At 64.3% G+C, this 14,101-nt stretch carries 13 protein-coding genes; 12 read left to right on the top strand and 1 reads right to left on the bottom strand.

Going from position 1 to position 14,101, the window contains the following annotated elements; all coding sequences use genetic code 11:
• Window positions 1-61 precede the first annotated feature (61 nt).
• Window positions 62-1,546: a glycosyltransferase family 39 protein gene (locus tag HZB49_RS10005; RefSeq protein ID WP_291610649.1), complete on the bottom strand. Its 1,485-nt coding sequence runs from the start codon at window positions 1,544-1,546 to the stop codon at window positions 62-64.
• Between the two features lie 191 nt (window positions 1,547-1,737).
• Between HZB49_RS10005 and HZB49_RS10000 the strand changes: the two genes are divergently transcribed.
• The 12 genes from HZB49_RS10000 to lpdA all read left to right on the top strand — a co-directional run bounded on the left by HZB49_RS10000 (window position 1,738) and on the right by lpdA (window position 13,979).
• The gene (locus tag HZB49_RS10000; RefSeq protein ID WP_291610647.1) at window positions 1,738-2,877 is read left to right on the top strand and encodes a zinc-binding dehydrogenase; all 1,140 of its coding nucleotides are present in this window, start codon (window positions 1,738-1,740) and stop codon (window positions 2,875-2,877) included.
• 105 nt (window positions 2,878-2,982) lie between these two features.
• The gene (locus HZB49_RS09995; protein WP_291610645.1) at window positions 2,983-3,984 is read left to right on the top strand and encodes an MBL fold metallo-hydrolase; all 1,002 of its coding nucleotides are present in this window, start codon (window positions 2,983-2,985) and stop codon (window positions 3,982-3,984) included.
• 176 nt (window positions 3,985-4,160) lie between these two features.
• Window positions 4,161-4,712, top strand: a complete 552-nt coding sequence (locus HZB49_RS09990) for an NADPH-dependent FMN reductase (protein WP_291610643.1) — start codon at window positions 4,161-4,163, stop codon at window positions 4,710-4,712.
• A gap of 155 nt (window positions 4,713-4,867) precedes the next feature.
• Window positions 4,868-5,194 (top strand): septum formation initiator family protein, encoded by a 327-nt coding sequence (locus HZB49_RS09985; protein ID WP_291610640.1) that lies wholly within the window; start codon window positions 4,868-4,870, stop codon window positions 5,192-5,194.
• Between the two features lie 104 nt (window positions 5,195-5,298).
• On the top strand, window positions 5,299-6,258 hold the full coding sequence (locus HZB49_RS09980; RefSeq protein ID WP_291610638.1) for a GAF domain-containing protein: 960 nt from the start codon (window positions 5,299-5,301) through the stop codon (window positions 6,256-6,258).
• Between the two features lie 187 nt (window positions 6,259-6,445).
• Window positions 6,446-7,963 (top strand): aldehyde dehydrogenase, encoded by a 1,518-nt coding sequence (gene adh, locus HZB49_RS09975; RefSeq protein WP_291610637.1) that lies wholly within the window; start codon window positions 6,446-6,448, stop codon window positions 7,961-7,963.
• A gap of 230 nt (window positions 7,964-8,193) precedes the next feature.
• Entirely contained in the window at window positions 8,194-9,216 is a 1,023-nt protein-coding gene (pdhA, locus tag HZB49_RS09970) for a pyruvate dehydrogenase (acetyl-transferring) E1 component subunit alpha (RefSeq protein ID WP_291610635.1), read from the top strand.
• A 28-nt stretch (window positions 9,217-9,244) separates the two neighbouring features.
• Window positions 9,245-10,645 carry a pyruvate dehydrogenase complex E1 component subunit beta gene (locus HZB49_RS09965; protein WP_291610633.1) on the top strand — a complete coding sequence of 467 codons (1,401 nt, stop codon included), beginning with the start codon at window positions 9,245-9,247 and terminating at the stop codon, window positions 10,643-10,645.
• Between the two features lie 5 nt (window positions 10,646-10,650).
• A complete protein-coding gene (locus tag HZB49_RS09960) occupies window positions 10,651-10,956 on the top strand; it encodes a DUF5076 domain-containing protein (protein ID WP_291610631.1) in 306 nt (101 codons plus the stop codon).
• A gap of 2 nt (window positions 10,957-10,958) precedes the next feature.
• Window positions 10,959-12,284, top strand: a complete 1,326-nt coding sequence (locus HZB49_RS09955; RefSeq protein WP_291610629.1) for a pyruvate dehydrogenase complex dihydrolipoamide acetyltransferase — start codon at window positions 10,959-10,961, stop codon at window positions 12,282-12,284.
• A 25-nt stretch (window positions 12,285-12,309) separates the two neighbouring features.
• Window positions 12,310-12,540 carry a hypothetical protein gene (locus tag HZB49_RS09950; RefSeq protein ID WP_291610627.1) on the top strand — a complete coding sequence of 77 codons (231 nt, stop codon included), beginning with the start codon at window positions 12,310-12,312 and terminating at the stop codon, window positions 12,538-12,540.
• A gap of 17 nt (window positions 12,541-12,557) precedes the next feature.
• On the top strand, window positions 12,558-13,979 hold the full coding sequence (lpdA, locus tag HZB49_RS09945) for a dihydrolipoyl dehydrogenase (protein ID WP_291610625.1): 1,422 nt from the start codon (window positions 12,558-12,560) through the stop codon (window positions 13,977-13,979).
• Window positions 13,980-14,101 lie beyond the last annotated feature (122 nt).

Raw genomic sequence — 14,101 nt, 5'->3', positions numbered from 1 at the left:
GAATTCGGTACGCCGACGTACCATGGTACCATTTTGTCACATTGAGTGCGGCGTCCTCCACCTAATTCGGGCGTGCCGCGTAGAGCGGATCGCCGGGCGGCGGTGAGAACACCGGGTGCCAGCCTGTCACCCTCTGAAAGGCGTAGACGTCAAAGACGGTGCCGCGCCAGGCGAGGTCGGCTTGCCCGGCCGGCTGCAAGGCGGCGCCGGTTCCGCTCCACACGGCCGGCCTCGGATTGTCCTTCGGCGCGACGTAGAGCCCGGCCGGGCCCTCGAGCGCGGGATTGCGGAAGCCGATATACCGGCTGCGCTCGTTGAGCTGCACCACCGGCACCGTATCGCGCAGGTGCCAGCGCAGCATCGAGTACATGCGGTAGTCCGAGGTGACGAACCAGCCGCCGCCGGTTTCCTTCCGCTTGCTGTCGGCAGCGGCAACGACGGCTGCAAAGGTGGCTTCCTTGCCGATCGGGTCGTTCCTTCCGAGATAATTTGCCGAGCCTGCGACGTAGTACCAGAGAGCCGCGACGACGGTGGCGATTCCACTCGCGATGGCCACTGCCATGAAGCCCGGCGCGCCCAGCGCCCAGACCGACTGCGGCACTTGCTGCCGCCATTGCTTCAGATTGATCGCCGCGCAGGCGAAGGCGATCGGCCAGACGAACAGCGGCCAGCTGTCGCCGACCCGCGTGGAAAGGGCGTGCCCGAGAAAGAACGGCAGCGGGAAGATCACCGCAGTCGACAGCAGGATCGCGATCGGGTCGCGGTTGCGATAGCCGCGGAAGGCGAGCATCGATGCGCCGACCACGGCGACCGGCAGCAGCAGGACGCCGACGAGCGCCAATTGCTGGCCGACGAAGTCGGCGATGAAGCGTGCCGTCCAGCCGGATATCTGCGGCGGCCGGTCGAGCTGGAATCGGAACGATGCCCATTCGTGTGCGGCGTTCCAGTACAGCACCGGCGAGAAGACCAGCAGCGCTAGCGCGGTGGCGATCCAGAAATACGGACTTGCAAGCTGCCGCCAGCGCCAGGCCGGCACCAGCACGAAGGCGAGGATCGCGGGGGCGAGAAGGATGGCGGTGTATTTGGCCGTGAGCGCCAGCCCGCCGAACAATCCGGCCGGAATCCACCAGCGTTGATCGCCGGATTGCGCCAGCCGCACCAGCGACCAGATCATGGCGAGTTCGCAGGGGATCAGCGCCGTATCCGGCGCGATCTTCGCCATCATCAGCCCGTAATGCGGCGCGGCTTCCGTCATCAGCACGGCGGCGATGACATAGCGCCAGTCGCGCACCACGCGCCAGACGATATCGGCCAGCAGCACTTGCATGACCAGCATCGCCACGAGGCCGGGAAAGCGCACGCCGAAATTGCTGTCGCCGAACAGCGCGGTGCCGAGCCGGACAAACCAGGCGATCAGCGGCGGATGGTCGAGAAAGGAAACGACGCCCTCCCTCGACCATGTCCAGTAATAGGCTTCGTCCACCCGCAGCTCGATCGTGGTCGCAAAGATTGCGCGCAGCACGGTGAGGCCGGCGACGACGGCCATGCACAGGGCGATCGGGAGGACGGGCGAACTAAGTTTGAAACGGGATGAAAACATGGACCTTGGCATGCAAAGGGCTTGATCGAAATCTGGCTTAGCGGCTGGACATCATTGCCGAGCGCGACCATATCGACAATGGTTCAAGACAAGCAAAAGCAGACCGGCAAGACGCCGGATGGCAGGGAGGAAATAGCATGGCTGACGGCAAGAGCGGGCTTCAACTGCGTTCGCTGGTCAAGAAGAGCGGCGAGCTCGAATTATCGCTGGTGAATGTCCCGACGCCGGAGCCGGCCGAGGATGAGGTGGTGGTCCGGGTCGAGGCGACCCCGATCAACCCCAGCGACCTCGGGCTGTTGATTGGCCCGGCCGACATGTCGGCCGCGCAAGTGTCCGGGACGAAGGATTCCCCCGTTGTCACCGCAAGAATGCCGGAAGCGGCGATGCGGATGATGGGGGCCCGGCTCGACCAGTCGCTGCCGGTCGGCAACGAGGGCGCCGGCGTCGTGGTCAAGACCGGTTCTTCTGACGCCGCCAAGGCGCTGATGGGCAAGACGGTCTCCATCATCGGCGGCGCGATGTATTCGCAGTATCGCGTGATGAAGGTGCGCGACGTCATGGAATTGCCGCCGGGCACCACGGCCGCCGACGGCGCATCCTGGTTCGTCAATCCGCTGACCGCGCTCGGCATGACCGAGACGATGCGCCGCGAGAACCACAAGGCGCTGGTGCACACGGCGGCCGCCTCCAATCTCGGCCAGATGCTCAACAAGATCTGCATCAAGGACGGCATCGGCCTCGTCAACATCGTGCGCAGCAAGGAACAGGCCGACATCCTCAGGAAGATCGGCGCCAAGCACATCGTCGATTCCACGGCGCCGACCTTCATGGAAGATCTCACCGCCGCACTGGTGGAGACCGGCGCCACCATCGCTTTCGACGCCATCGGCGGCGGCAAGCTGGCGAGCCAGATTCTCACCGCCATGGAAATCGCCGCCAACAAGACGGCCAAGGAATACAGCCGCTACGGCTCGAACGTGTACAAGCAAGTCTACATCTACGGCAGCCTCGACAACCGCCCGACCGAACTGACCCGCGCCTTCGGCCTGACCTGGGGCGTGGGCGGCTGGCTGCTCACGCCGTTCCTGCAGAAGATCGGCCCGGCCGAGATCGGCCGGCTGCGCCAGCGCGTCGCCGCCGAGCTGAAGACCACCTTCGCCAGCCACTACACCAAGGTGGTGTCGCTGACGGAGGTGCTCGATCCTGCCAACATCGCCATCTACAACAAGCGTTCGACCGGCGAGAAATTCCTGATCAACCCGAACAAGGGCGCGTGAGGGCGGTGTCCACCCCATAAAACCGGCTTGCGTTCTCCCGGCAACGGGAGAAGATTCCCGCCGCAATGAGGGGCGGGGAAACCGCCGGGCTTAGGGAGGACATCCATGACGGATCTGAACAGGCGTGACCTCTTGGCAGGCGCGGCTGCATTCGGTGCAGCCGCGGCGCTGTCGCGATTGGTCGTATCGAAAGCTCATGCTGCGGCGCCGGTGTCCGGCGCGCAGGCGCCGGGCTTCTACCGCTACAAGGTCGGCAGTTTCGAGTGCACCTCGATCAATGACGGCGCACGCACGTTTCCGATGCCGGATACGTTCGTGAAGAACGTGCCCAAGGAGCAGGCGCTGGCCGCGGCCGAAGCCGCCTACATGCCGAAGGGCATGGTGACCGTGCCGTTCAATCCGCAGCTCATCAACACCGGCAGCAAGCTGGTGCTGATCGATTGCGGCAACGGCGTCGCCAATCTCGAATCCAGCAAGGGCGCCGTCGGCCGCACGCTGCAGAATCTCGCCGCCGCCGGCGTCGATCCCAAGGCAATCGACGTCGTGCTGATGTCGCATCTGCATCCCGATCACACCAACGGAATCCGCGCCGCCGACGGCTCGATGGCGTTCCCCAATGCCGAGATCATGGTCCCGGCGAAGGACTGGGAATTCTGGATGAGCGACGACAACGCCGCCAAGGCCGAGTCCAACGCGATGATGAAGAACTATTTCGCCAATGTGCGGAAGGTCTATGCCGGCATCGAGAACAAGGTGACGAAATACGACTGGGACAAGGAAGTCGTCACCGGCATCACCTCGATCGCGGCGGCCGGCCACACGCCGGGCCACACCGCGTTCGCCGTGGTGTCGGGCAATTCACGCGTGCTGATCCAGTCCGACGTCACCAACATCCCCGAACTGTTCCTGCGCAATCCGGACTGGCATGTCGCTTTCGACATCGATCCGATGGCGGCGCAGGCCACGCGGCACAAATTCTACGATATGGCCTCGAGCGAGAAGGCTGTGGTGGTCGGCTTCCACTTTACCTTCCCCTCGATCGGTTATGTCGAGAAGGAGGGCAGCAAGTTCCGGCTCATTCCGGCCCCGTGGAACCCAGTGATTTGACCGCGGGTCTCGACAACTGATCTGGCAGGCCGTCCGTCATGGGCGGCCTGTTTCGTTTGGCAATCGCATTCTCGAAAACGCTCCGTTTCCAAAAATCGACTTTCATGCACTTGCATCCATCTCGCCGCGGCGCTAGGTGAGGGAGGAGCCGCAAGTCATTTCAACAGGGAAATCCAATGGCCCATACCATCGTCACTATCGTCGGCAGCCTGCGCAAGGAAGCCTTCTCGCTCAAGATCGCCAATGCGATGGCGAAGCTCGCACCGAGCTCGCTCAAGCTCGACGTCACCACGCTGCAGGGGATTTCCTTCTTCAACCAGGACCTGGAGGCCAGTCCGCCGGCGGACTGGCTGGCGTTCCGCGAGAAGATCCAGAAGTCGAACGGCGTGCTGTTCGTGACGCCGGAATACAACCGCTCGATTCCGGGCGTGCTGAAAAACGCCATCGACGTCGCCTCGCGCCCCTACGGCAAGAGCTCGTTCCTGGGCAAGCCGACCGGCATCGTTTCCAATTCGCCGGGCGCGCTCGGCGGCGTCGCCGCGGCCAAGCACCTGCAGAACATCCTGCCCGGCATTTCCGGCCCGATCCTCGGCCAGCCCGAGATTTATCTCAACGGCGTGGGCGATGCCTTCAACGACAAGGGCGAACTCGTGAAGGAGCCCGTGCAGAAGGTGCTGCAGCAATATCTCGAGGCATTTGCCGCCTTCGTCGAGAAGCAGAACCGGTAACGTCAACCATTCCGTCATTGCGAGCGAAGCGAAGCAATCCATCGGGCCACACCGCGGACAGGTGGATTGCTTCGTCGCTTGCGCTCCTCGCAATGACGGCTCCGACAGCCTACCTTAGCAGTCCCTTAACCCTGTGGCCCCATCTTGGGGCCACTATGGTCTCGCGTACCCGACTCAAATCGATCCTCACGGGGCTCGCCCTCTATACGATGGCGGGGCTCCTGGTCGGCTATTTCGGCGTCAACGCCTATACCGGAAAATACGGCCTCAACGCCCGGCAGGAACTCGATCAGGAGATCATTGCGCTGACCTCCGAACTGGTCCGGCTCAAGCGCGAGCGCGCCGAGGGTGAGCAGCGGGTGGCGCTGCTCCGTTCCGGCCAGATCGATCCCGATATGCTCGACGAGCGCGCGCGCTTCCAGCTCGACTACGCCAATCCGCGCGACCTGGTGCGGATCGTACCGCCCAGGAGTGCCAACTGAAGTCGGCCGGCCGCTGCCAGACTTTTCGAAAGTCGAATTGACCCCGATCAAACGTGATGCCACCCGCGTGCCCTAGGCTTGGGTAAGGGAGGGGAACCCATGCGATGAAAGGGCAGCAGCTCGCTCGTCATTCCGCGCGCGTTGAGAGGGCGATCGCGTCCGGCGAGGCCGCCCGATCGTCGCTTGTCGCGTCCTGGTGCCGTTCCTCCCGATTGCACCGGCTCGACCCCGCCGTCACCCGCCCGCCGCAGAGGCTGTCCGATGTCGAACTGATGGCAGTCAGGCAGCGGATCGAACCGCTGCTGTGTGCCGCGCAAGGCGCGATGGATCGTCTCTACCAGGCGGTCGGAGCCGCCGGTTGCTGCGTGCTGCTTGCCGATCGCGACGGCGTGCCGGTGGACCGAAGGGGCTATGCCGCCGATGACGACACGTTCCGCTCCTGGGGGTTGTGGACCGGCGCGGTCTGGAGCGAGGCACAGGAAGGCACCAACGGCATCGGCACCTGCCTCGTCGAACAGCGCGCACTCACCATCGACCGCGACCAGCATTTCTTCACCCGCAACACGCTGCTGAGCTGCACGGCCGTCCCCGTCTACGACCCGGACGCGAAGCTCGCGGGCGTGCTCGACGTTTCCTCCTGCCGCGCCGACCGCACCGATGCCTTTACCGGCCTGATCGCGCTCGCCGCCGGCGAGGCGGCGCGGCGCATCGAATCCGAACTCTTCCGTGCCGTGTTCGCCAGGGCGCGCATCGTGCTGGTGCCGGCGGCCGACGGGCAGGGCAATGGATTGCTGGCCGTCGATGCCGACGATCTCGTGATCGGCGCGACCCGCTCGGCCCGCCTTGCCCTCGGTCTCCCCGGCGACCGGCCGCTGCGGCCGGTCCCGGCGGCCGATCTGCTGGGCGGCACCGACCAGGATCAACTCGGCGGTGTCGAGCGCGGCCTGTTGCAACGCGCGCTGTCGCGCAGCCAGGGCAACGTGTCGGCTGCGGCGAAAGCGCTCGGCATCAGCCGCGCCACGCTGCATCGCAAGCTCAAGCAGTTCGCCATCAGGCAGCACTGAAGATCGACGGCAGCGCCGCATGATCTTGCGGCCGCGACTGTCGCAGATTTGCGACAGGTCGATCGGGTGACCTGTCGCCACCCCGCTGACAACGATCCGCTCTCCCAACATGGTCGCGCCACGTCGCCGACACGGCGCAGCCGCTCCACGACGTTCAATGATCGACACAACACAGCGGGAGTGAACCATGAACAAGCCGGAATTCATCACGACGAGCAGACATCCCTTCGCCGAGCGCTATGACAATTTCATCGGTGGCAAATGGGTCGCGCCCAAATCGGGCAAGTACTTCGACAACATGTCGCCGGTCACCGGACAGGTGGTCTGCAAGATCGCGCGCTCGGATGCACAGGACATCGAGGCTGCGCTCGACGCGGCTCATGCCGCCAAGGATGCCTGGGGCCGATCGAGCGTCGTCGAACGCGCCATCGTCCTCAACCGTATCGCCGACCGCATGGAGGCCAATCTCGAACTGCTCGCGGTCGCCGAGACCTGGGACAACGGCAAGCCGATCCGCGAGACCCGCGCCGCGGACCTTCCGCTCGCCATCGATCACTTCCGCTATTTCGCCGGCGTCGTGCGCGGCCAGGAGGGCAGCCTCGCCGAGATCGACCACGACACGGTCGCCTATCACTATCATGAGCCGCTCGGCGTGGTCGGCCAGATCATTCCCTGGAACTTCCCGCTGTTGATGGCCTGCTGGAAGCTCGCGCCGGCGCTCGCCGCCGGCAACTGCATCGTCCTCAAGCCCGCCGAGCAGACGCCGGCCTCGATCATGGTGTGGATGGAGCTGATCGCCGACCTCTTGCCGCCCGGCGTCCTCAACATCGTCAACGGCTTCGGCCTCGAAGCCGGCAAGCCGCTGGCCTCCAGCCCCCGCATAGCCAAGATCGCCTTCACCGGCGAAACCTCGACCGGCCGGCTGATCATGCAATATGCCAGCGCGAACCTCATTCCGGTCACCCTGGAGCTCGGCGGCAAGTCGCCGAACATCTTCTTCAAGGACGTCGTTGCCGAGGACGACGACTTCCTCGACAAGGCGATTGAGGGCTTCGTCATGTTCGCGCTGAACCAGGGCGAGGTCTGCACCTGTCCCAGCCGGGCGTTGGTGCATGAATCGATCTACGAGCGTTTCATGGAACGGGCGCTGGGACGTGTCGCAGCCATCGTGCAGGGCGACCCGCGCAACCCCGCCACCATGATCGGCGCGCAGGCATCCAGCGAGCAGCTGGAGAAAATTCTTTCCTATATCGACATCGGCAAGAAAGAAGGTGCTCAGCTCCTCACCGGCGGCGCCCGCGCGATGCTGCCGGGCGATCTCTCCGGCGGCTTCTATGTGCAGCCCACCGTGTTCCACGGCCACAACAAGATGCGGATATTCCAGGAGGAGATTTTCGGGCCCGTGGTGTCGGTCACGACTTTCAAGACCGATGACGAGGCGCTGGCGATCGCCAATGATACGCTCTACGGCCTCGGCGCCGGTGTCTGGAGCCGCGATGCCAACCGTTGTTACCGCTTCGGGCGTGCGATCCAGGCCGGCCGCGTCTGGACCAATTGCTACCATGCCTATCCCGCGCACGCGGCGTTCGGTGGCTACAAGCAGTCGGGCATCGGTCGTGAGACCCACAAAATGATGCTCGATCATTATCAGCAGACCAAGAATCTCCTGGTCAGCTACAGCCCGAAGAAGCTGGGGTTCTTCTGAGACCGGACCACACTCAGCAAGAACCACGGTGGCGGCGCGGCTCATCGGTCGCGCCGCCATTTTTTCCGTCACGAAACGAAATTCTGCGCCGTCCGCAAAATCGACTCCAATATTTTCGCGCTGGTTGCAGTGCGGCATAGCAATATTTTCGTGACGGCGCGGCTGTCCTTTCGCGGCGATTTGAGTTGAGCTAGGAAGGGTTTTCCTAATTCTCTCACTCGGAATTGTTCATGGCCGCACCGAAGAAAGCCGTACCCAAGGATTCAGGTCAGGAAAAGGGAACGGGTTCTCCCCCGGAATTCACCAGAGAGCAGGAACTCAAGGCGCTGCGCGACATGCTGTTGATCCGCCGCTTTGAGGAAAAAGCGGGCCAGCTCTATGGCATGGGTGCGATCGGTGGTTTTTGTCATCTCTATATCGGCCAGGAAGCCGTCGTCATCGGCATGCAGATGGCGCTCAAGCCGGGCGACCAGGTCATAACCGGATACCGCGACCACGGCCACATGCTTGCGTGCGGCATGTCCGCCAACGGCGTGATGGCCGAACTGACCGGCCGCCGCGGCGGCTATTCCAAGGGCAAGGGCGGCTCCATGCACATGTTCAGCCTGGAGAAGCATTTTTACGGCGGCCACGGCATCGTCGGCGCGCAGGTCTCGCTCGGCACGGGACTCGCTTTCGCCAACCGCTATCGTGGCAATGACAATGTTTCGCTCGCCTATTTCGGCGACGGCGCCGCCAACCAGGGCCAGGTCTACGAAAGCTTCAACATGGCGGAGCTGTGGAAGCTCCCCGTGATCTACGTCATCGAGAACAACCGCTACGCCATGGGCACGGCAGTGTCGCGCGCTTCCGCGCAGGTCGATTTCTCCAAGCGCGGCGTTTCCTTCAACATTCCCGGCAAGCAGGCCGACGGCATGGACGTGCGCGCCGTGAAGGCGGCCGCCGATGAAGCCGTCGCCTGGTGCCGCGCCGGCAACGGCCCCTTCATCCTGGAGATGCAGACTTATCGCTATCGCGGCCACTCGATGTCGGACCCGGCGAAGTATCGCACCCGCGAGGAAGTGGAGAAAGTCCGCCACGACTCCGATCCGATCGAGCAGGTGCGCAATCGTCTGCTGGCCGCCAAGGTATCCGAGGACGAATTGAAGAAGATCGACGCCGAGGTCCGCGAGATCGTCAACGAGTCCGCCGATTTCGCCCAGAAGGATCCCGAGCCCGATCCGTCCGAGCTTTGGACCGACGTCTATCGCTGAGCGCAGCCTTCAAGTTTCCGGAGCTAACATGCCCATTCAAGTTCTGATGCCTGCGCTGTCGCCCACGATGGAGAAGGGCAATCTCGCCAAATGGCTGAAAAAGGAAGGCGAGACCATCAAGTCCGGCGACGTCATCGCCGAGATCGAGACCGACAAGGCGACCATGGAAGTCGAGGCGACCGATGAAGGCACGCTCGGCAAGATCCTGATTCCCGAAGGCACCGCCGACGTCGCCGTCAACACGCCGATCGCGATGATCCTGGCCGACGGCGAGAGCGCCGCCGATCTGGCCAGGGCGCCCGCAGCGCCAGCCCCGAGCGTTGCGCATGAAGTTGCGGAATCAAGATCGCCGGTCGGCGAGGGCAAGCCGATGATCTCGGCACCGGCGCAGCCTGCGGCACCTGCTTCCGTCAGCGAGCCTGAACCCGAAGTGCCCGCCGGCACCGAGTTCATCACGCAAACCATCCGCGAGGCGCTGCGCGACGCGATGGCCGAGGAGATGCGCAGGGATCCCGACGTCTTCGTCATGGGCGAAGAGGTCGCCGAATATCAGGGCGCGTACAAGGTCACCCAGGGACTGCTGCAGGAATTCGGCGCAAGGCGCGTGATCGACACGCCCATCACCGAGCACGGCTTTGCCGGCGTCGGCGTCGGTGCGGCGATGACGGGACTGAAGCCGATCGTCGAGTTCATGACCTTCAACTTCGCCATGCAGGCGATCGACCAGATCATCAACTCCGCCGCCAAGACGCTGTACATGTCCGGCGGCCAGATGGGTTGCTCGATCGTGTTCCGCGGGCCCAACGGCGCGGCAGCGCGTGTTGCCGCCCAGCACAGCCAGGACTATTCGGCCTGGTACTCGCAGGTCCCCGGCCTCAAGGTAATCGCGCCGTTCTCCGCCGCCGACTACAAGGGCCTCCTGAAAGCCGCGATCCGCGATCCCAATCCCGTCATTTTCCTGGAAAATGAAGTGCTCTACGGGCACACCGGCGAGGTGCCGAAGCTCGACGACTACGTCGTCCCGATCGGCAAGGCGCGCGTGGCGCGCAGGGGCAAGGACGTCACCATCGTCTCCTGGTCGAACGGCATGACCTACGCGCTGAAGGCCGCCGACGAACTCGCCAGGCAAGGCATCGAGGCCGAGGTCGTCGATCTCCGCACGCTGCGCCCGATGGACACCGAGACCATCGTCGCCTCCGTAAAGAAGACTGGACGCGCCGTGACCGTGGAGGAAGGCTGGCAGCAGTCCGGCGTCGGCGCGGAAGTTGCCGCCCGCATCATGGAGCACGCCTTCGATTATCTGGACGCGCCGGTGGCGCGCATCTCCGGCAAGGACGTGCCGATGCCCTATGCGGCCAACCTCGAGAAGCTCGCATTGCCCTCCGTCGCCGAGGTGGTCGAGGCCGCCAAGGCCGTCTGCTACCGGTAGGCGCCATGGCAGGTCCGAGGGAGCAGCCACTGCCGCCTGACGTGATGGGCCGCGAAGACGCCACCGAGGTGCTGCGCGCCTTCGTCGTCGACGGCGGCCTTTCGATCGCGTTCACTCGCGCCTTCGAGGAGCCCGACATGTGGGGCCTCCTGCTGGTCGATGTCGCGCGCCACGCCGCACGCGCCTATGCGCGCGAGTCGGAATTTTCCGAGGAAGAGGCGCTGGCGCGCATCCTCGACATGTTCGAAGCCGAAATCGCGCGTCCAACCGACATGGGTTCAACCACGCCGCGGTCGCAACAGGGTCACTGACGATGCCAATCAACATTCTGATGCCCGCGCTGTCGCCCACGATGGAAAAGGGCAACCTTGCCAAGTGGCTCAAGAAGGAGGGCGACAAGGTCAAGTCCGGCGACGTCATCGCCGAGATCGAGACCGACAAGGCGACCATGGAGGTCGAGGCGGTCGATGAGGGCACGATCGCCAGGATTCTCGTGCCGGAGGGCACGGCCGATGTTCCCGTCAACGACGTCATCGCTATCCTTGCCGGCGACGGCGAGGACGTGAAGGCCGCAGGCGCGGGCGCTGCGCCAGCGCCGAAGCCTGCTGCGGCGCCTGCACCGGCTGCCGCAGCGGCGGCTGCTGCGCCTGCCGCGAAATCGCCGCCTGCCGCGGCACCGCAAGCCGCGCCGGCTGCGCAAGCCAACGGTCACGCCCGCATTTTCTCCTCGCCTCTGGCGCGGCGGCTGGCGAAGGAAGCCGGCATCGATCTCGCCCGCATCGCCGGCTCAGGCCCGCACGGCCGCGTCATCGCCCGCGACGTCGAGGGCGCAAAATCCGGCAAGGGCCTGAAGGCCCCGGCCGCAGCAGCAGGAGCCGCGCCTGCCGTCGCGCCGGCGATGAGCGACCAGCAGATCCTCGCGCTGTTCGAGCCGGGCTCCTACGACATCGTGCCGCATGACGGCATGCGCCGCACGATTGCGCAAAGGTTGACCGCGGCGACGCAGAGCATTCCGACCTTCTATCTCACCATCGATTGCGACATCGGCCGGCTGCTCGATGCCCGCGAGCAGATCAATGCGGCGGCTCCCAAGGACAAGGAAAAGAAGCCGCTCTACAAGCTCTCGGTCAACGACTTCGTCATCAAGGCGCTCGCGGTCGCTTTGCAGCAGGTGCCGGACTGCAATGTCAGCTGGACCGAAGCCGGCATGGTCAAGCACAGGCATTCCGACATCGGCGTCGCCGTGGCGATGCCCGGCGGGCTGATCACGCCGATCATCCGCAATGCCGAGAGCAAGTCGCTGTCGACGATTTCGAACGAGATGAAGGATCTCGCCGCCCGCGCACGCACGCGCAAGCTCAAGCCGCAGGAGTATCAGGGCGGCACGACCTCTGTCTCTAACCTCGGCATGTACGGCATCAGCCACTTCACCGCCGTGATCAACCCGCCGCAGTCGACCATCCTCGCGGTCGGCGCCAGCGAGGAGCGGGCCGTGGTGCGCAACGGCAAGGTCGAGGCCGCCCACATCATGAGCGTGACCCTGTCCTGCGATCACCGCGCCATCGACGGCGCGCTCGGCGCCGAGCTGATCGGCGCCTTCAGGCGGCTGATCGAAAACCCTGTCATGATGATGGTGTGACGCGTACGGCGAGGGGGCGAGGTGGATGCGAACGCGCTGGCCCTGGATCTCGTTGCTGCTTGCGATCGTCGTGATCGTCAGCCCGCAGGGCAGAGCGGTCATTCACAACGCGTTTTTCTCCGGCGAGCAGTTGTCGCGAAATATCGCCCAGCCGATCTTCTGCATCGGTTTGGCAATCCTGGTCTTGATCGGCGCACTCGAATGGCTGGTCAGGCTATTGATCTCCAGGCGCCGCGCCAGCGGCGCAACGACTTGAGTTGAACGGGAGCCACCATGGCCGACACATCCTTCGACGTCATCATCATCGGCTCCGGTCCCGGCGGCTATGTCACCGCGATCCGCGCGGCGCAGCTCGGCTTCAAGACCGCGATTGTCGAGAAATCCTATCTTGGAGGCATCTGCCTGAACTGGGGCTGCATCCCGACCAAGGCGCTCTTACGCTCGGCCGAGATCTATCACTACATGCAGCACGCCAAGGACTATGGCCTGTCGGCCGAGAAGGTCAGCTACGATCCCAAGGCGGTGGTGGCGCGCTCGCGTGGGGTGTCGAAGCGTCTCAATGACGGCGTCGGCTTCCTGATGAAGAAGAACAAGGTCACGGTGATCTGGGGCGAGGCCTCGATCGACGCGCCCGGCAAGGTCACCGTGAAGAAGTCCTCCGTCGAGGCGCCGAAGGGTACGGCCGGCGAGGGCGCCTATCAGGCCAAGCACATCATCCTTGCCACCGGCGCGCGGCCGCGCGTGCTGCCGGGGCTTGAGCCCGACAAGAAGCTGGTCTGGACCTATTTCGAGGCGATGGTGCCGGACCGCATGCCGAAGTCGCTGCTGGTGGTCGGGTCCGGGGCGATCGGCATCGAGTTCGCCTCCTTCTTCCATACCATGGGCAGCGACGTCACCGTCGTCGAGGTGCTGCCGCAGATCCTCCCTGTTGAGGATGCGGAGATCGCGGGCCTCGCGCGAAAACGTTTCGAGAAGATGGGAATCAAGATCCTCACCAACACCAAGGTGACGAAGCTGGAGAAGAAGGCCGACAGCGTCGTTGCCACCATCGACGACGGCAAGGGCAAGCCGCAGGCGGCCGAGTTCGAGCGGGTAATCTCCGCGGTCGGCGTCGTCGGCAACATCGAAGGCCTTGGGCTGGAGAAGCTCGGCGTCAAGACCGACCGCGGCTGCGTAGTCATCGACGGCTACGGCAAGACCAGCGTGCCCGGCATCTACGCCATCGGCGATGTTGCAGGCCCCCCGATGCTGGCGCACAAGGCCGAGCATGAGGGCGTGGTCTGCGTCGAGGCCATCAAGGGCCTGCATCCGCATCCCATGGACAAGAACCTCATCCCGGGCTGCACCTATTGCCACCCGCAGATCGCTTCCGTGGGCCTGACCGAGGCGCGGGCGAAAGAGGGCGGCCGCGAAATCCGTGTCGGCCGCTTCCCCTTCGTCGGCAACGGCAAGGCGATCGCGCTCGGCGAGGACCAGGGCCTGATCAAGGTCGTGTTCGACAAGAAGACCGGCCAGTTGCTTGGCGCCCACATGATCGGCGCGGAGGTGACCGAACTGATCCAGGGCTATGTGGTCGCGATGAATCTCGAGACCACCGAGGAAGAGCTGATGCACACCGTCTTCCCGCATCCGACGCTGTCGGAGATGATGAAGGAAGCCGTGCTCGACGCCTACGGGCGGGTGTTGAACGTGTAGCCTCATCCGAACTCGTCATGCGCGGGCTTGACCCCCGCATCCATCGTCCTTCACAAGAGTTTTGCCAAGAGATGGATTGCCGGGTCGAGCCCGGCAATGACAAGCAAACCAGAAAGAACAGT

The organism is Bradyrhizobium sp. (assembly GCF_016219575.1).
Classification (GTDB): domain Bacteria; phylum Pseudomonadota; class Alphaproteobacteria; order Rhizobiales; family Xanthobacteraceae; genus Bradyrhizobium.
The sequence above is the reverse complement of the archived record's forward strand: the minus strand, read 5'-3'. Positions and strand labels throughout refer to the sequence as shown.